The organism is Desulfomarina sp. (assembly GCF_054039375.1).
Map to the genome: position 1 here is coordinate 1 of NZ_JBPLBA010000106.1, position 17223 is coordinate 17223.

Below are 17223 nucleotides of genomic sequence, written 5' to 3' on the forward strand. Positions count from 1 at the left end.
GCGGTACAGAGCAGCAGTCCGAAGCCGAACAGCGCACCCGCTTCGGGCAGGATGGAGTAGAGATTTCCCTGGCGGAGGAGCAGATCGTAAAATCCTGCCTGCCCCCAGTAAAGGGGGGAGAGGATAGACAGCGGCCTGATGAAATCCGGCAGGGCGTAGACCGGAACCATGACACCGCCGAAGGCGGCACCTATGACAATGGAGACAGGGCCAAACATGGAAACCTGTTCATAGGTCCGGCAGAATGTGCCGAGAAAGATTCCGTAACCGTTGGCGGCACAGATGACAGCCAGAAGGACAACACCGAAGGCCGCCAGTTCCGTTCCCGCATTAAATCGTTCAACCCCGAAAAGGGGCAGGATATATTGGCTGGCCAGGAAGATAACACCAAACTGGGCAAGGCTGATCAGTGTATAGGCAAGCAGTTTGCCTGCCATGACGGTGGAATAGTTCACCGGCATGACTTTCAGTCGTTTCAGTGTCCCCGAGTTCCGTTCTGAAATAATCGAACCCGCAAGTGGGAGGACGATAAAAAAGATCCCGAAAATGGTCCAGGCGGGCACGTTCTGCTGTACCGCCGTTGGCTGTACGGAAAAACCCATTTCCGTGGCAAATCTTTGTTTTATCGCAGTAAAAGTGGAGTCGGAAAGGATTTCCGGTACGGAAAAATCGGGGGAGGAGAAGCTGTCGGCCGCAAAAGACCGCATGGCGGGGGGCATGGAGGCCCGGATCTTTTCCGGCAGGAGAGCAAAGATTTTCTCCATTGTTTGGCGTGTTTCAATTCCCTTGATAATGGCTCCCAGGGAGGAGTTCAGTGCCGCCCGGAAACTGCCCTGGACAGACGGGTCAAACCAGACAGTGATGGTCGGCCCATCTACGGGAGGTGTCAGCTTTTCTTCTGGGAAAAACTGTTTTCTTACAAGAAAACCACTTTTCTTTTCAATGGTACGACTGAGGTTTTCGGGAAGAATAACGGCAAAATGAAATTGTCCACCGGCAACCAGTTTTTCAGCCTGAACGGCGGTTACCGGCTGTCCGTCAATCGTGTCGATTAACTCGAAACTGGTGCTGGCCTGGAAAAACTTTTTTATTTCCCGGCCCGCGGTGCCGCCATCCCTGTCAGCAAAAAGAATTTCAGCCGTGGTGGTGGTTACCTGGTCCTGAATAAGGGTAATGATGATCACCAGGAATGCCGGCATGATAAAGAGAAGGACAAGCCCGGCACGGTCCCTGGTGAGGAGAAGCAGTTCTTTGGTGATTGAGGCAAACAGTCGCATGGTCGGTCAGGAATCCCTGAGTGCTTTGCCGGTTCTGGCGAAAAAAAGTTCCGAGAGATCTGAAATACCGGGACTCCCGTTTATCAGTTGGGCGGGGTTTCCGTGGCAGATGGTTTTTCCCTGGTCGATGATGGCCACATTTTCACATATTTTTTCAATTTCTTCCATATAATGGGTTGTGTAGACCATGGTCATTCCCTGTTCATGGAGGAGCAGGAGCTTCTCAAGAATAAGGTTCCGCGACTGGGCGTCAATGCCCACGGTGGGTTCATCCAGAAAGAGCAGTTCCGGTTGATGGAGAAGGCCTGCAATCAGGTTTATTCTTCTCTTCATGCCTCCTGAATAGGTTTTTACCCTGTTGTCCGCTTTTTTATCCAGGCCGAACATCTCAAGGTAGTGATTGACCTGTTCACGGGCGTTATTTTTTCTCAAACCGTAAAGGCTGGCGAAATAGAGCAGGTTCTCTCTGCCGGTCAGGTTATTGTAAAGGGCTGTTTCCTGGGGCACAAGGCCGATCCGTTGTCGTATCCTGTCCGGGTGACACACCATATCTATACTGTCAAAGAGAAGAGTTCCCTCTGTTGGGGGAAAGAGGGTGGAGAGGATAGAGATCAGGGTGGTTTTCCCGGCGCCATTGGGGCCGATAAGTCCAAGAAGCTCTCCTTTTCTGATAAAAAGAGAAATATGATCCAGGGCCGGAACCGGGGTTTTCGGGTAGGTCATGGCCACATTTTCCGCCCGCAGGAGGATGTTTTGCTTACTGTTGTTCATCAGGCGGCGATTTCCCCCAGTTCCCGATAGATGGCTGCTTCTTTACGCGCGCATTCACGCAGCATATCAGCCAGTCTGTCATAGACATCTTCATCCTTTGCCCTGCCCTTGCAGACCCTGGCGCCAAGGGTGGCAAAACTCCGCCATCTGTCTCCCGTGAGGGTCATCTGCTCCGAGAGCCTGGTCAGTTCTCTCTTTCCCAGCACGGTTGCCGCTTCCTGGAGAAATGCCGCGTAAATGAAGCGAAATCCTCCGCCGCCCGTGCCGATTTCTTCCTGCATCCGAATAAGCTGGCCAAGATGGAGGGCCGCATTTTCTGTTCCCAGTTTTTTCGGCCAGCCGGCCAGCCTGTTGGCAAGAAATTCAATACCCCTGATTCCGAGGAAAGGGACCGGGGTTTTCAGCATGATTTTACTGACAGAGCTTATCCCCGCTGCCACGGCTTCCTGTATATCCGGAGAGTCCGGAACAAGTTCAAAAAAATACATGGCCCCTTTTGGTGCCAGGGCACCTTTGGCAAAACGCGCTTTGATGAGGTCGGTTCTGTGGCAGCGGACAGTATCGTCAAACACGGGATCACTGATGATATAATCATTTCCCTCCCGGCCGATGACAACAAGATTGTGCATATTGAAATGAAAACGAAAGGCCGGTGGAAAATAGGGAAGCCAGTAGGCTCCGGTCTGGCAGCCAACGGGAATACCCTGGTCGAGTTTTTTGTCCAGTTCATCCATCGCCTTTGCGGGGGAGCGGAACTTTTTTCGTCCGACAGTTACACCCAGACGTTTACTGACCCTGTTGAAAATAGTTCCCACTGAACATCTGAAGGTGGTCAGCGGCAGTCTGTTGACCCGGATAAAAGGCAGGTAGCCGAAAAACAATCCGTCACCGATACCGAATGCCAGCGCCTCCGAACAGTCAACACCGTGGAAATAAAGAAGGTTGGAGGTGACGCCGCTTTCGCAGTGGGCGGATTGTCTATGGTGGAATTCTATCATTCTGTTTTTTTTGGAAGTTATTTTTAAAATCGGGCCGGCACAGTTATCGATTTTTAATGAGCTGCCCGGAAAAGGATTCGGGCAGGTTGCGCAGTTCGTCAATGGAGATGCCGAAAACAGAGCTGTATCTCTTCAGTATTTTTTCCGGCAGTTTATTGAAAATTGATGGTTTCATATGCCTGCGGACCCGCCATTTCGGCAGTGAGACGTATTTGGCAAGGAGACCGAGATCCATCTGGTGTTTTACCTGGTAATAGGCCAGGGGGCTCACCTTGTCCTTTCTGGCCAGGGCGTACATTTTTTCAGCCTCGCTGCTGATCACCTCCCAGGCCTGTTCGTTGACAATGTTTTTGGCCTCCCATCCGAGGCTGGGTACAAGTCTGTATTGTCCATTCTCGTCTACGGCATAACAGATTTCATGTCCGTGATCGGCAATCATGCCGTTGTCCTGGGGAACTTCATCAATTTTCATGAAAATGTACGGGTCCTTTGCAATATGCGGCTATTGGATAATTCAGATGTACGTGCATCCAACCGGAGCGTGTTGTTGATATTTGCATCAAATTCACGAAAATAACAATAAAATGTTTGAAAAGTGTGGTAAAATCCATTTTCGTTTTTTGTCTGCTGGTGCAGATCTGAGGCTGATAAACCGGCACAGCCGGATTTTATGGCTCGGCCGCAAAAAGCCAATGAAAATCCCGACTGCGGCAATACGACCTTCAGTTGAGAATTTTCAGATAAACCGGCATGGCCGGATTTTATGGCTCGGTCGCAAAAAGCCAATGAAAGTCCTGACTGCGGCAATACGACCTTCACAGATAAAGGGTCTAATGATGATTCGTGGAACAGTATTCATTCTCTGTACACTTCTGCTGGTGCGTTTTTCCTGGAGGGCCCTGAGAGATGTCAAAGCACATGGATTTTACCGTTTTTTTGCCTTTGAAGGAATTGTGGCCCTTCTCCTTGTTAACCAGCCGGTCTGGTTTGAAAATCCTTTCAGTCCGCTTCACCTGTTGTCCTGGTTACTGCTGGGCCTGTCGATCTGTTTTATTGTTCAGTCACTGAAAAAACTGAAGAAGGAAGGAGGACATGGTCATCGCGGGGACATGCCGGGGAACCATGATTTTGAAAATACGGTCAATATTGTTGAAACCGGGATTTACCGTTTTGTTCGTCACCCCATGTATGCTTCTCTTCTGTTCCTTGGATGGGGGGCATTTTTAAAGCGGATTACCCTGTTGAATATCTGCCTGATCAGTGTGGTGACGCTTTTTCTTCTGGCGACGGCCCGGGTCGAAGAAAATGAGAATGTCAGGTTTTTCGGTATCTCTTATGAAGATTACATGCGACGAACAAGGATGTTCATTCCTTGGGTGTTGTAACGTAACAGGCTGATAAAGAATTATCTGATTACGTATGAAACTCAGCCTGTTATTTGTGAGTCTGGGGGTGTGCCTGTTTTATCAGGCGTATTTCAAAAATCACATTAGACTGATTATAAAATGACCTGGACTGACACTTTTTCATTTGAATTCCTTATCAACTGAGATTTCCAGTAATTTTTGACCGTAGGCCAGCCTGATAAAACAGGCCCAATCCACAATTTGGCTGAGTTTCATGGGTAATCAAGTAGAATTATGAAAAAACAGTATAAGTCACTCTGTTCTTCTCTCGCGCACGCCTGCCGGGGCTGGACTGTGAAGGAACGGGATACGGGAGAGACTGTTGTGAGGGGGCGTTTTCTTTTTCACAGCAGTTCTACCGGTTTTGCCGGTCATTTTCCAGGTCATCCTATTCTGCCTGCCGTAATGCAGCTTGGTATGGTCCGCTTTCTGGCGGAAAAAAGTCTTGGCAGGCGGTTGAAACCGCAGACATACAGCCGCACCAAGTTTTGCGGCATGATAGTTCCCGGACAGCAGGTGGAGGCAGAGGTTGTTCTGCGGGAGCATGAGGAGGCCGGCTGGCACGGAAAATTTTCCCTGGAGAGCGAAGCCGGAGTTATAGCCAGCGGGCAGTGTGTCCTGGTGCAGATTGAAACAAGAGGGGATGAACAGGATTGACTATGGGGTTTTCCAGAGAACATTTTCCGGCTGTCGAGGGAGATCCGGCCCCTCTGACAGCCGAATGTGAGCGACGGGTCCGTTTTGAGGAAGTTGACGGTTTGAGTATGGTCTGGCATGGCCGGTACCCCAGTTACCTGGAGGATGGCCGTATACGTTTCGGGGATGTTTACGGCCTGACCTATCACAGTTTCAGGGAAAACAGAACGGTTGCCCCGGTCGTGCAGATGCACCTTGATTATAAGATCCCATTGCGTTTTGATGAGATCATGAAAATAAAAACAAGCCTGCACTGGACAGATTCGGCCAGACTGAATTTTTCCTATATTATTTACAATGCAAAAGGGACGGTAGCTGCATCAGGTTATACCGTTCAGCTGCTCACCGAGGTCGATGGCACTGTCCTCCTGATTGTCCCGGAATGGCTGCAGCGGTTCAGGGACAAATGGCAGGCCGGGGAGTTTGTCCTATGAAAAGAAGAGTCGTGGTGAGCTCAGGCGATATGGTGACCCCCCTGGGGGATCTTCAGGAGACCTGGGACAGCCTGATGGCAGGAGAAAGTGGTATCGTTAAACAGTCCTTCGGTTCCCTTTCCGGCGAGTGGCCCCTTGGTATTATTGCGGAGACGGGTGTTGGAGCGGAACGACGTGGTCCCGGCGACTGGCAACGTCTGCGTATCGTGTTCGACCGTCTTTTTTGTTCTCTGCCTGAAATACCTCGGCAAACACGTCTGTTCTGTGCCACAACAAAGGGTGCCGTTGGTGAGTGGATGGCGGGAAAGGGTGCAGGCGGAGGCAATCCCTGGGAGATTGCCGATTATCTTTGCAGGCTTCTGGGGCTGGAAGATGAGGCCACCATGGTCAGCGGGGCCTGCGCTTCCGGCAGCCTTGCAGTAATTCAGGGCGCACTGGCCGTGAGTTCGGGTGAGTGTGACCGGGCACTTGTTGTCGGTTTTGACCTGGTGGCGGAGTTTGTGCTGGCCGGGTTTGACAGCCTTAAAGCCCTGTCTCCCGATACGGCAAAACCCTTTGACATAAACCGCCGGGGGCTTTGTCTCGGGGATGGAGCAGGCTGGCTGCTGCTGGAGGCGGAAGAGGTGGTGAGCCCGGATTCGTGTAATTTACGGGCCTGTCTTTCCGGCTGGGCCGTTTCCTGTGATGCAACCCACATCACGGCACCCTGCCGGTATGGCAGTGGCCTGAAAAGGGCCTTTGACACGCTTTTTCAGGAAGACGTCATTCCTGTAGGGGGTATTAACGGGCATGGAACAGGGACGGTCTATAATGATGCCATGGAACTGCTTGCCTTTAGGGAAAAATGCGGCAAGGGGATTCCTGTCTGTTCAGGCAAAGGTGCTCTTGGTCACAGTCTCGGCGGCACCGGAGTTGTGGAGGCGCTTATCAGCACTTTGAGTCTTGAACATGGGATGTTGTCCCCCACGGTCGGTCTTGAGACTGCCGAGGAAACGGAGTGCCTGCTTTCCGCCGAACCGCTTCCCCTGCGTTATCCATCAATTATCAGCAGTAATTCCGGTTTTGGCGGAATCAATACCCTGCTCTATTTTACTCCTTTATAGGCAGGTGTCTGTTACCGGTTCCAGAGATAATACATACATAGAGTTATTAACCCCGTGAGCAGTTACGAAAAAAGAATACTCCTTGTCCATCCGCTTGGTTACAGCGCGAAAAAAGCAGAAGATGATATTTCAAGGATGGCCAATATCATGCCTCCGCTGGGGCTGGCCTCCATTTCCGCGTTCCTCAGTGAGGGGGGGATTGAAAACGATATTATCGACTGTTATGCCCATCCGGATTCAGATGATCTGATCAGGGAATACCTGTTGGAACACAGGCCGTCTCATATCGGTTTTTCCTGTACAACCTCAAGTTTTTTCGATGGTGTCCGTCTGGCGGAAATGGCTAAAGAACTGGTGCCGGAGATTACTGTTGTTTTCGGTGGAGTGCATGTTTCTGCTGTAAAGGAGACCGTAATACAGGACTATCCCGTCATTGATTTCTGTATTGTGGGGGAGGGGGAAGAAGGGCTGCGGGATCTGATAAACGCTGAAGATGTCGCCAGAGTGGAAGGTGTGGTTTTTCGGGACGATAGTGGCAGACCCTGTTTTACCGGCCATAGACAAAAACTCCTGGATCTTGATTCTCTGCCGTTTCCTGCCTATGAAAAACTCACCGGTTATCCCGGGGTGTATAAACTGCCTATTTTCAATTACCCCAGGGTGCCCAACGGCAGCTGCATTTCAAGCCGGGGATGTCCATATGCCTGCAGTTATTGCGACAGATCTGTTTTTCGCAGGAGTTTTCGTTATAATTCCGCCGGGTATCTCTATAAACATGTTTCTTACCTGAATCAGAAATTCGGTATACGTCATATCAATTTTTATGACGACCAGTTCACTTTCCAGCGTCAGCGGATTGTCGATTTCTGCAGGAAAATGATTGACGGCTCACTGAAGATGACGTTCAACTGTGCCGCGCGGGCGGAGCATCTTGACAGGGAACTCCTGGAGCTGATGAAGGGCGCGGGCTGCTGGATGATCAGTCTCGGTATTGAAACGGGGGACGAGGATCTTCTTGCCAGACATCGTCAGAATCCGGATCTGCAGATGATGAGGCAAAAGATAGAAATGATCAAGAAAGCCGGAATCAGGGTTAAGGGACTGCTGATGATGGGGCTGCCGGGGGAAACGGAAGAGAGTATCCTCAAAAGCCGCAGGTATGTTTACTCCCTGCCCATTGATGACTTTAACCTGGCCAAGTTTACACCGTTTCCCGGCTCGCCTGTCTACCGGCAGATCAAGGAGCAGGGGGAATTGCTGGGAACCTTCAATGAAGACTGGGAGCGAATGGACTGCATGCAGTTCCAGTTTGTGCCCAAAGGGATTGAGCTGGAGAGAATGGAGAAACTGTTTATTGATTTCTATAAATACCATTTCATGCGCAACAGGGTTATCTGGGGGTATATCACCATGTTGTGGAAATCCCCTGACAGCTGGCTGCGTTTTCTTGCCGGACTTCGTTCGTTTCTCCGTTTTGCCTTTACAAACAGGAGGATGGGGTGATCAATTGCAGAATTTGAGAAGCAGGTGCAGGGCCTCATCACCCTTATCCGCAGGGACAAAGAGATGATCATGGGTATACGCCGCAATTATGTTTGCACTGATACCGTGTTCGCTGAGTCTTGTTGAGACGGCAGCGGTCAGACCGACCGCCTCAAGGCTGGAATGAACATTGAGGCTGATATAACTGAAGAGACCACTGTACTGGAGGTTCAATCCGTCGGCCATATTTTTTTTGACCACCAGGGTTAATCCCTCGGATTCCATAAAAGAGGCAATCGGTTCGGCTTCAGCGTAATCCCCATATCGCCCTCCGGCAACCCGGCAGAACACATAGAGGTCTTTGTGGAGTCTGGGGGTTAACGTCCGCAAGAGTTTTTTCAGGCTTTTTTCTCCGCTCATGGCATCTCCCCGATCCGGCTGAGTTTCATGGATAACCAGCTAATGGCTTTATCCGGTAATTATTCACAGGCACCCCTGCGTCCCACGCTCTCTTTTAGTCTTAAAGTCTCCTTTGGAAAATGACAACTATGTTCGATTGTCACAGGCAGTTTTCAGGTTCTCATTTCCTGAAGAACGGTTGAGAGTACTTTTTTCAGGTTCTCCAGTATCAGCGGTTTGGCCAATGCGCCGCAGAAGCCATGGTCCCGGAAATTTGCCATGACCGGGTCGGTAGCGTAACCGCTTGCAACGATGATTTTCATATCCGGGACTTCCGCAAGAATCTTCCCCGCGGTTTCCTTGCCACCCATGCTGCCGGGAATGGTCAGATCCATGATGATTGCATCGATTTTTTGATTGTTTTTTCGCATTTCTCTGAATGTTCTCAAGGCTTCATGACCATTTGAAACAAGAATCGGTGTATGACCGAGGTACTCCAGCTGAGATCCGGCCACGTTGCGGACAACCTCCTCGTCATCCATGACCATAATTGTGGCTGCCTGTACTGGAACGGCAGATTGGGTGATGATATTCCGGCTATCAGTGGATTTCCTGCTGACAGGCAGATAGAGGGTGAAAACGGTACCTTCTCCCGGAGTTGATTCGGCGAGAATATGTCCATTATGCTTTTTTATGATGGAGTGACATATGGCAAGGCCAAGTCCGCTTCCCTCGGCTTTTGTGGAAAAATATGGATCGAATATTCTGCCGAGGGTCTGTCCGTCTATTCCGGTTCCTGAGTCGCGAATGGAAATCTTCACATAATGTCCATCATCGTCACGGAGCAGTGATTCATTTTCTCCCAGGGTGTTTGAGCAGGAGATTTTTATTATTCCGCCTGTCGGCATGGCCTGTTTTGCGTTAATGATGATATTCTGCACCACCTGGCCGATCTGGCCGGAATCAATATCAACGACATGAAGATCGGAGGCAAAATCATAACTGCAGGTAATATTGCTGCCATGGAGGACAAAATCTGCTGATTCCCTGATAATCTCAGGCAGGGCCATTGTTTCCCTGATCGGTTCACCGCCTTTTGCAAAGGTGAGGAGCTGCTGGGTCAGCCTGGAGGCTCTTATGGTTGCGTTGGCAGCGCTCTGCAGCAGGGGGGATATTGTCGCATCGTCAGTTTTTTTTATGGCCAGTTCAATATTTCCAAGAATAGCTGAAAGTATATTGTTGAAATCGTGGGCAATTCCGCCTGCCAGTACACCAACTGCCTCAAGTTTTCTTATTTTTAACAATTCCTGTTCCGTTTTCTTTTCGTTGGTTATATCTCGGAAAACGAGTACGACACCGATAATTTTCTTTTCCTGGTTGAAAATAGGAGCGCCGCTGTCGGCAATGTTGATCCGTTTGCCGTGACGGGTGATAAGGATTCTCCGGCCTGAACGTTCTCTTTTCTTTCCGGAGGATATGATCTGTCCTATCGGGTTTTCACATTTTTCACCTGTCTGTTCATCAACGAGATTGAAAACCGCAGATGTGTTTTTCCCGATGGCTTCATCGGCCGGCCAGCCCGTGATCTTTTCGGCGGCTTCATTGATGATGGATATTTTTCCATCGGTATCGGCTGCAATTACTCCTTCACCTATACTTCTGAGGGTGACGGCAATGCGTTCCTGTTCAGTAGCCAGTTTTCTTTCCGCCCGTTTTTTTGCATCGATATCACGCTGGACAGCAATGATATAATCCTGTCCGTTAAGTTGTGCCAGATTAAGGCTTATTTCAGTCCAGAACAGTTTTCCGTCACTTTGCACGACCGGCCATTCAAATATCTGAGGTCCTTCGGAGACGGTCAGCTCGATTTTTTTCAGTGCCTCATCGGCGCTATAGGGAGGTGCGCTGAAAAACCGGCTTTCATGGAGTGGCCTGAGGGCATTTTCGTAGGAGATACCATACATTTTCAACATGGCATGGTTGACATCGTGTACGGTTTTTTCCTGCAGGCTATAGATAAGAATAGCCTCGTTGGGTGCATTGAATACAGATTCAAGATAGTTCTGGCTCTGTTTCAGCGATTCCCAGGCGTGTTGTCTTTCCTCTGTCATCCGGTTTGCCGATTCGGCAAGGGAGTGGAATTCTTTAAACGTGATTTTATCCAGGTCTATCAGGGTCGCGTCTTCGGCTGATTTCCTGAAAAAATCCAGAAAAAGTCTGACATTATATTGAATTTTTCTTGAAAGAAGATAGTTGAACATGAAGGAGAGAAGAAGAAGGGTCAGCAGCAAGGTGGTGGATCGCACAAGGAAGGTATTCACATCTTTTTGCCGGATGGCTTGTTTTTCCTGTATAATTGCATCGATATAGTCCACGTAAACACCCATGCCGACATACCAGTGCCATTCGGGAACACCGTTGACATAGCTGATTTTCGGGGCAGGTCGCTGTCCGGGAATCCGTGGCATTACATATTGAACAAAACCTCCCCCTGATTTCGCCCTGGCAATGAGTTCCTGGACAACTTTCACACCCTTCGGATCAGTAATGGTCCACATGTTTTTTCCTCTGGCCGGACCCAGAAGAGTGAGCCCTTTCCAGGTCCCGACAAAAATATGACCACCATTTGAAGTGTGCAGATTTTCCAGGCGGGAAAGGACTTCTTTTCGGATGGCTTTATTCATATTGTCATCGTTTTTTCTTGTTCCGATAATCCATCCAAATGGTTGAAAAAATTTGACATAGGAAATATCTTCCCGGATTCTTTTCTGTCCGTTGTCCGCCAGGGTGTTAGTGAAGTAAAATGACTGTTTCTTATTGCTCTTTATTGTGTCCGGCAGAGTTTTGGTGTATGTGGAGTTATTGCTGTTAATAGTATTTCTGCAATCAATGACCTCCTCTCCTTTTCCAGTGATCACAAAGAAATCATTCTCGGTATTATTTCTACACTGTTCCCTGAGGTTTTCTGTAATGATAGTTTTTATATTTTGCAGCTGCATGACTTGGGCATTTTGTTTGTACAGGGAAAGTGCAACCTGAAATGCCTGTTCTGTTTGCTGTTTGATTGCTGTTTTTATAATATTTTCACCATGATCTATCTTGTAATGAATATAATTAAGAGTGTCCTCCACCCGTGTTTTTATCAGTTCCTTTTCATGGGACAGGTAAACTTCTCTGATATTTTTAACATGCTGGTTGGACCTGGCAGTCTCAATATTCATCCAGAAATATCTGATAAAACCGATAAGTACGACAATGAGAATAAATACATGTTGTTGAAAAATGGTGATAAAACTGTTTTTTTTCATAATGAACAGGAGATGTGAAAAGAGATGAAGATTAAAAAATAATTATATAGCAGGGGGGTGGAAAAAACAAATAAATGGGGTGATTTGTCCAAATATCTGCTCTTTGAAACAATTTGAGAATCAATTGTTGTAAATTTTTTTTCCTGGAGAGTTCTGATAGATTCAGGGCAGCATGTTTTTCAGGTATATTTTCAAAATAATGATATACAATATCAGGGTAATGACAGGTTTGTTTTTTTGGCAGGTGACGATTGTTTAATAAAAATTCATATACTTAAAAAGATACATTCATCTGCAGTTAAAAATATAAAAACAGTCTATTCTATCGCAATAATACTGTCATATGTATTTTATTCTTTGTTTAATTGTGGAAGTATATTATATCAAGTTATGAAATAGCTTGTGCCTTTGGCAGGATGGCTGCTATAAGGACTTGAAGTAAAGTTTTATTATTGCGGTTGTTTAAAGAATGATTTGTCTTTGCAGTGTTGTTATTATTTGACAAAAAGAAGGGGAGGGATTTGTTGTGCCTAGAACAAAATATGATCTGGATGTGTTGAGAAAATGTGTGAAAAATGGTATGTCAAAACCAGAAATAATGGCTGAAATGTCTATAAAAAATCCTCCGACATTTAACAGCCTTATGTTGAAGCTGATGAATACCGACAATAAGTTTTACAAGGTCAGGGAAAGCAGCAGAAAGTCAGCCGGGAAGCCTCCGAAAGTTACTGTCGGGAAAAGAAACACGATTACACTCTCCTCGAAAATACTTGAAGGCAGTGAATTCAGTCCCGGTGATGTGTTTCTGGTCAAAACAGGAAAAAACAGGATAACTCTTATACTGGAAAAGGAATAGTATTGTACTTTTGTTTTTTCCCTGATTACATATAAAACTCAACCTGATAAAATGTAATTGCTCACAGGCACCCCTGCTTCTCACGGTCTTTTTTGTCCGCATAGGCAGGCTGTAGTGAAGAAGAGCCTGTAAAATCTGTGGTACCTGTGAGCAATAACAGTTCAGAGGTAATGAAATTACAGAGTTGCTACCCCTGTGATCAATTGCGATAAAGCAGGTATGTTCCCAATCCGGCTGAGTTTCACGGGTAATCAGAAAAGTTTTTTCAAGGTGGTCTGTGAGTTTATATCTTGTCAGTTTATGAATGGAGAGTAGGGATGCCAATAATTACGCTCAGGTTTAAGGATAAGAAAATTCGGGATTACCCGGTTGGAGTCGGTCAGACCTGCACCATTGGCCGGAAATCCACCAATGATATAGTGATTGATAATCTTGCCGTTTCAGGTTTTCATGCAAGAATTGAATCTGTTGTATCAACTTTTATTCTGCGTGATCTGGAAAGCACCAACGGAACTTTTGTTAACAAGGAAAAAATTACGGTACACAACCTCAGGCACAGGGATGTTATCCTGATAGGAAAACATGAGTTGATTTTTGATCGTTCGGATATGAAAAAACAGTCAGAAGAGGAAGATCCATTCCAGGACGACAAGACAAGAATTCTCGATACGAATGAATACAGGAAACTCATGAATAATGAGGGTCAGGAAATTCTTCCCGGAGAAGAGAGGGAAGGAGAAGAGAAAAAAGGTTTTTTCGCAAAATTATTCAAATGGATGACCGGTTGATTTTCCGCTTATTTTAGTATCGTTTCCAGATCTTTTCTGAGACTTTTGAAAAATATACCAGGCTTGCTTCTTTTCAGGTCATCCTGCAGTTCAAGCAGCAGTTTATGGTTCGGGGTGATCAACAATCCCTGTCTTATATAGTATCTTGCTTTTTTCATATTGAGGTTTAATAGAGCCTTTTCCGCCCGGGCCGCATATCTGTCACTTATTGTCCTCAATCCCTGCAGTGCCCTTGGATTATCTTTATCTATCCTGAGAATATCAGAATAATACTTATAGGCACAGTCTCCTTCCGGGGTAGAGAGCCTGTTTCTTTCCAAAGCATCCACTGCCTGCATCTCAAGCTCTGCCAGCAGTCGATTTTTCTTTTCTTTTATTTGTATTTTCATTGCCAGAAGGTCTCTGTCTTCCGGTATGATCATCAGGCCGGTCTGGACAAATCCGGTTGCTTTTTCAAAATTGTCGGCCAGCAGTTCCAGTTTGGCAAACTCATGATATTGTCTGCCTATTTCATGGATTCCGTCATGGGCTTCATGATTTTCCGGGTCAAGCTCCAGAACTTTTTTAAAATAGGTGTAAGCGGAATCATTTTTGGGTTTTGTCAGTCGTTTTAAACCATAAGCTTGACCAGCCTTTTTCAGCAGATCATTTATTGCGGTTTTTCTGGCGGCCTCTTTTTTTTCCCGGGCAATGGTTTCTTCCGGCAGGGGAGAAATATGAATACGGCTGGCTTTTTCAGGAGGTCTTGGAGGTGGTGGAGCAATTAACACCTTGTCATCACCGGCCGACCTGAACATGACAAAGGTTGAGATAAAGAGAAGTATCACGGCTGTCAGAATTTTTCCCTGTGTTGAAAAGTAGAATGGAAACCTGTTATCGTTTGCCGCGGTATCATTCTGTTCTTTGTATTCCTGTGGTTTTGTGAGAATTTCTGTTTTTTCTGTACCGTCAGGTTGTGAATATTCATCTGAGATTATAGTTTCTACCTGTGTTTTTTCGTGATTTTCATTCTCCTGCACGGGACTGTTGTTTTCCCGATTATATTCATCCTGGAACAGGTCCCTTATATAATGTTTTAATTTCTGGGTATTGGGTTTTTCTATTATGCTGAACAGGCATTCGCTGATATCGGCAATCATCGGTGTGCAGGACTGGTATCTTCTGCGCCTGTCCTTCGCCAGAGCTTTGCGGAGGATGCTGTATATCGGTGCCGGGAGGTCAGGGGTGATTTCTTCAAGTGCATCATATTCAACCTGCATGCATTTGCGGATGAGAGTTGCCGTGTCGCCACTGTACATCCTTTTTCCGGACAGCATTTCATAGAGAAGAATGCCGATGGAGAAAATATCAGAGCGGTGATCTATTTCCCGTCCGGTGAGTTGCTCCGGAGACATGTAGGATATTTTTCCTTTGACCACACCTACTTTGGTTCGTGTATCGCGAAGTTCCGCCCTGGCAATACCGAAGTCAATGATTTTGACTTTACCATCGAAAGTTATAAAAATATTATGGGGGCTGAGATCCCTGTGGATGATGTTGAGCGGATGATTCTGAAAATCTTTGAGGGAGTGGGCATACTCCATTGCTTCACAGATTTTCAGAGCAATAAGCAGACTGTTCTCCGGGCCTATTGGTGAATTTGTTTCTCTGGCCCTGATGGTAATATTATGCAGGTCCTTGCCAAAGAGATACTCCATGGCGATAAAATAGGAACCTTTACTCTCTCCAAAGTCATACACCTGGGCTATGTTTTCATGTTGCAGAAGTGCGGCGAGTCTTGCCTCATTGATGAAATTTGTTACAATTTCAGAGTCTTGTGCGGCATGTGGCAGGAGTTTTTTCAGGACAATGAGTTTTTCAAAACCCTGTCTGCCCTGCAGTTTGCATTTATAGACTTCCGCCATCCCTCCGGTGCCGATGAGATCGAGGAGAATATATTTGTTGCCGAATTGTTTCCCGTTGCTGCTGCCCATATTCCTGCAATTAGTCATTTGATCTGAATATCGATTTCTATCATATCATAATTTCTTTGATTATTGGGGATTAACTTATTAACTGTATTTTAACCTGGTTGATCAATGGTAAAATAAATTTCTGATTACGTATAAAACACAGCCTGCTGTTTGGGAGCCTGTGGCACCTGTAAGTAGTTACGAAAAATGTGCGGTTTTGAAATGCAGAATACTTTAACTGTAGAGGCATATTGTAAAACTGATCCGGGACTCTGTCGCACCTGTAATGAAGATATCTGCCTGGTGGATCTTGAAAACAGCTGTTTCCTTGTTGCGGATGGTATAGGAGGGAATGTCGGTGGAGATCTGGCAGCCGCATTCATGCGGGATTCTGCCGCGGAACTGTTTGCGGATACGGTTGCGGCTCCGCCCCTGCAGGCGGCCCTGCGGATACGGGATATCTTCTCCCTGGCTCACCGGAAGATGAAATGCTGTATTGAAACCACCCCGGCCTGCATGGGTATGGGGTGTACAGCGGAGCTGCTTCTCTTTTCAGGAGACCGGTTCTTTCTCGGCCATATCGGGGACAGCCGCACTTATCGGTTCAGGAAGCATGGTCTGAAGCTGTTGACTGTGGATCATTCACTGGTGCAGGAACAGATAGATCTCGGAATTATTACCTCTGAGCAGGCAAGAAAAAGTCGGTATAAAAATGTTATTCTCAAGGCTGTCGGTGGGGAGATTCCCCCGGAAATTGACAGCCTCCAAGGATCTCTGCTTGCGGGTGATATTTTTCTTCTCTGTACTGACGGGTTGTACTCCATGGTAACGGATAAGGAAATTTTTTCCGTACTTGAATATGATGCACCCCTGTCTGTCAAGGTGGAAATGCTGGTTGACATGGCCAATAACGCGGGTGGTAAAGACAATATTGCCGTAACTCTCGTTGGTGTAACAGGATAGGGTGAGACCGTTTCAATGAAAGTCCGTTTTTATTCTCTTCTTACCGTTCTTTCCATCCTGTTCCTGCTTGTGGTTACCCAGGCGCTCAATGGAGCTATCAGTCTCCTTTCCTTTAAAAAACTGCTTGTCCTTTTTTGTGCCATCCCGCCTGCGGCCTATGTTACATAGCTTAACTATGCGCTCAAAGCCGCAGGCAGAATGGCACAAAAAATTACAGCACAATATTACGTCATTTCATCGTTGACGTGACATTAGAAGAAAAAGCTCGATTTCGGCCAGACACTCTGTTGACACAGCTGAAGCCCCGCCCTTCCTGAGAATCCTCATAAACAATGCCAAGTTTTTTAAATCTGAATATCTTGTGAAACAAGGTGACCTGTCTTTTATGTCTTTCCGGGTCCACTTTGTCAATGACATGGTCACAGCTCGAATTGTCTGCGCTCTTTATAATTCCAAAGCAACAGGGTCAGTTGTAGAGCCGATGACGGTGGGGACATGATGATCATTGGTGACTGGAACCTGACGGCCCAGGTCCCCAAGGCCAGTATCAGGTTGATATTGTTCCCATCTGCGTTGAGACGTTTGATCAGCTTTTTTTCAGTATGGAAGTATCCACCGCGATTCTTGTTGACAGGATGATACCGAAAGATTCAGGGGTCGCGTAGTTTTTTATGGAAACCACTTCGGTTTTCATAATTCCGCCCGCAAGGGTTGTAACTTCGTCTCTGGAGAGAATGGCATTTTCAACGATTGTGAGGCTTTCGAGATAGGTCCCTGCCTGTTCCAGAAC

Annotated in this window: 16 protein-coding genes and 1 pseudogene; 9 read left to right on the forward strand and 8 right to left on the reverse strand. The window is 47.0% G+C overall.

Annotation, left to right across the window (positions count from 1 at the left end; genetic code table 11):
• The 4 genes from ACXLDX_RS05795 to ACXLDX_RS05810 all read right to left on the reverse strand — a co-directional run.
• A partial coding sequence (locus tag ACXLDX_RS05795; protein ID WP_457576251.1) for an ABC transporter permease occupies positions 1 to 1277 on the reverse strand: 1277 nt, incomplete at its 3' end.
• Between the two features lie 6 nt (positions 1278 to 1283).
• Positions 1284 to 2048, reverse strand: coding sequence for an ABC transporter ATP-binding protein (locus tag ACXLDX_RS05800; RefSeq protein ID WP_457576252.1), 765 nt, complete (start codon positions 2046 to 2048; stop codon positions 1284 to 1286).
• Positions 2048 to 3046: a BtrH-related acyltransferase DarH gene (gene darH / locus ACXLDX_RS05805; RefSeq protein WP_457576253.1), complete on the reverse strand. Its 999-nt coding sequence runs from the start codon at positions 3044 to 3046 to the stop codon at positions 2048 to 2050. Before darH ends, ACXLDX_RS05800 begins: the two co-directional genes overlap by 1 nt.
• Positions 3047 to 3089: 43 nt before the next feature.
• Positions 3090 to 3518 carry a DarG family dialkylresorcinol biosynthesis protein gene (locus ACXLDX_RS05810; protein ID WP_457576254.1) on the reverse strand — a complete coding sequence of 143 codons (429 nt, stop codon included), beginning with the start codon at positions 3516 to 3518 and terminating at the stop codon, positions 3090 to 3092.
• 220 nt (positions 3519 to 3738) lie between these two features.
• Here ACXLDX_RS05810 and ACXLDX_RS05815 point away from each other — a divergent pair, with 220 nt between their 5' ends.
• The 5 genes from ACXLDX_RS05815 (at position 3739) to ACXLDX_RS05835 (ending at position 8188) form a co-directional block, all read left to right on the forward strand.
• Positions 3739 to 4431, forward strand: coding sequence for a methyltransferase family protein (locus ACXLDX_RS05815; protein WP_457576255.1), 693 nt, complete (start codon positions 3739 to 3741; stop codon positions 4429 to 4431).
• 255 nt (positions 4432 to 4686) lie between these two features.
• Positions 4687 to 5109: an ApeI family dehydratase gene (locus ACXLDX_RS05820; protein ID WP_457576256.1), complete on the forward strand. Its 423-nt coding sequence runs from the start codon at positions 4687 to 4689 to the stop codon at positions 5107 to 5109.
• 2 nt (positions 5110 to 5111) lie between these two features.
• Entirely contained in the window at positions 5112 to 5582 is a 471-nt protein-coding gene (locus tag ACXLDX_RS05825; protein WP_457576257.1) for an acyl-CoA thioesterase, read from the forward strand.
• Positions 5579 to 6685, forward strand: a complete 1107-nt coding sequence (locus ACXLDX_RS05830; RefSeq protein WP_457576258.1) for a beta-ketoacyl synthase N-terminal-like domain-containing protein — start codon at positions 5579 to 5581, stop codon at positions 6683 to 6685. The genes ACXLDX_RS05825 and ACXLDX_RS05830 overlap by 4 nt, the downstream gene beginning before the upstream one ends.
• 54 nt (positions 6686 to 6739) lie before the next feature.
• Complete coding sequence (locus ACXLDX_RS05835; protein ID WP_457576259.1) at positions 6740 to 8188, forward strand: B12-binding domain-containing radical SAM protein; 1449 nt, start codon at positions 6740 to 6742, stop codon at positions 8186 to 8188.
• Here ACXLDX_RS05835 and ACXLDX_RS05840 read toward each other — a convergent pair whose 3' ends face one another.
• Both ACXLDX_RS05840 and ACXLDX_RS05845 read right to left on the reverse strand, forming a co-directional pair.
• Positions 8189 to 8587, reverse strand: coding sequence for an ACT domain-containing protein (locus ACXLDX_RS05840; protein WP_457576260.1), 399 nt, complete (start codon positions 8585 to 8587; stop codon positions 8189 to 8191).
• A 152-nt stretch (positions 8588 to 8739) separates the two neighbouring features.
• Positions 8740 to 11874: a cache domain-containing protein gene (locus tag ACXLDX_RS05845; protein ID WP_457576261.1), complete on the reverse strand. Its 3135-nt coding sequence runs from the start codon at positions 11872 to 11874 to the stop codon at positions 8740 to 8742.
• A 526-nt stretch (positions 11875 to 12400) separates the two neighbouring features.
• On the opposite strand from ACXLDX_RS05845, the gene ACXLDX_RS05850 reads away from it, so the two are divergent.
• Together ACXLDX_RS05850 and ACXLDX_RS05855 are read left to right on the forward strand one after the other, a co-directional pair.
• A complete protein-coding gene (locus tag ACXLDX_RS05850) occupies positions 12401 to 12730 on the forward strand; it encodes a hypothetical protein (protein WP_457576262.1) in 330 nt (109 codons plus the stop codon).
• Positions 12731 to 13047: 317 nt separating this feature from the next.
• Positions 13048 to 13518: an FHA domain-containing protein gene (locus ACXLDX_RS05855; protein WP_457576263.1), complete on the forward strand. Its 471-nt coding sequence runs from the start codon at positions 13048 to 13050 to the stop codon at positions 13516 to 13518.
• Positions 13519 to 13526: 8 nt separating this feature from the next.
• Here ACXLDX_RS05855 and ACXLDX_RS05860 read toward each other — a convergent pair whose 3' ends face one another.
• Positions 13527 to 15491 (reverse strand): serine/threonine protein kinase, encoded by a 1965-nt coding sequence (locus tag ACXLDX_RS05860; protein ID WP_457576264.1) that lies wholly within the window; start codon positions 15489 to 15491, stop codon positions 13527 to 13529.
• Positions 15492 to 15692: 201 nt separating this feature from the next.
• Between ACXLDX_RS05860 and ACXLDX_RS05865 the strand changes: the two genes are divergently transcribed.
• Both ACXLDX_RS05865 and ACXLDX_RS05870 read left to right on the forward strand, forming a co-directional pair.
• Entirely contained in the window at positions 15693 to 16433 is a 741-nt protein-coding gene (locus ACXLDX_RS05865) for a PP2C family protein-serine/threonine phosphatase (protein ID WP_457576265.1), read from the forward strand.
• A gap of 15 nt (positions 16434 to 16448) precedes the next feature.
• The gene (locus tag ACXLDX_RS05870) at positions 16449 to 16601 is read left to right on the forward strand and encodes a hypothetical protein (RefSeq protein ID WP_457576266.1); all 153 of its coding nucleotides are present in this window, start codon (positions 16449 to 16451) and stop codon (positions 16599 to 16601) included.
• Between the two features lie 418 nt (positions 16602 to 17019).
• Here the strand turns inward: ACXLDX_RS05870 and ACXLDX_RS05875 are convergent.
• Positions 17020 to 17223: pseudogene (locus ACXLDX_RS05875) on the reverse strand (hypothetical protein); the annotation flags it as partial.